We start from the raw sequence: 1,124 nt of genomic DNA on the forward strand, positions 1-1,124 counted from the left end.
CTTCTGCGCAAGGGAGAAATCACACCGGGCGATCTGATTAATTCATCGCGAGCGCGCACCGAAGCTGTTGAGCCCAGTATCAATGCTATGCCCACCACCTGCTGGGATCGTGCCGAAGCCGCCATTCCTGCGCTGGCCCGGGGCGAACGCGATGCAGCCGGCTGGCTTGCGGGCCTGCCCATCGGCATCAAGGATCTGACGCCCGTCAAGGGCGTGCGCACGACGCTGGGCACCAAGGGAATGGCAGACCATGTCCCGAATACCAGCGATCCGCTTGTCGAACGGCTTGAGGCACGGGGCGCGCTGGTCGTCGGCAAGACGAATACGCCCGAGTTGGGCGCCGGGGCCAACACCTTCAACGAGATTTTCGGTGCCACGCTAAACCCCTGGAACACCGCGATGAATGCCGGTGGATCTTCGGGCGGTGCGGCGGCGGGGCTGGCAACGGGCGAGGTCTGGCTCAGCCACGGGTCGGACCATGGCGGATCGCTCCGCACGCCTGCGGCCTATTGCGGCGTCGTGGGGCTCAGACCCAGCCCCGGCCGCGCGGGCGGCGCGGCGCCAACAGCAGGTTTCCTGATCGAAAGCGTGCAGGGCCCGATGGCCCGATCGGTGATGGATTGCGCGCTGTTCCTCGATGCGATGACCGGGTTCGAACCGCGCTTTCCCATCTCCTTCCCCGCACCAGATGCGCCCTTCCAGGACGCGGTGCGCCGGGCAGAGGGCAAAGGGCTGCGCATCGGCTTCGCGCCCGATCTCGGCGGCTTTGCCCCGGTCGACCCCGAGATGGCCGAGCATCTGGCGGCGGCGATGGCATCTCTCGAACGGAGCGGCGTGCGTGTCGAGCAAGCGCACCCCGATATCACCGGACTCGAGCGGACCTATCACATCCTGCGCGGCATCTCTTGGGTCACAGGAGCACGCAGCATGGCACCTGAGCTGCGCCGGCATTTCAAGCCAACGCTGGAGGAGAACACCCGCTTTGGCGAGACACTGGGCATTCAGGACGTGGCCGAGGCGCAGGTAGGCCGCACCATGATCTTCAACGCGATGCTGGATTTCTTCACCGATTTCGACGTGCTGGCCCTGCCCGTGGTCGGCAACATGCCGCATCCGCAATCCGA

Annotated in this window: 1 protein-coding gene; it reads left to right on the forward strand. The window is 65.9% G+C overall.

The window, feature by feature from the left end; genetic code table 11:
* Positions 1-87: 87 nt before the first annotated feature.
* Positions 88-1,124: amidase (locus V8352_RS21795; RefSeq protein ID WP_336426352.1), on the forward strand; the 1,037-nt coding region annotated here is incomplete at its 3' end.

It is taken from the genome of Roseovarius sp. D0-M9 (genome assembly GCF_037083805.1).
In the GTDB taxonomy this organism is placed as follows: domain Bacteria; phylum Pseudomonadota; class Alphaproteobacteria; order Rhodobacterales; family Rhodobacteraceae; genus Roseovarius.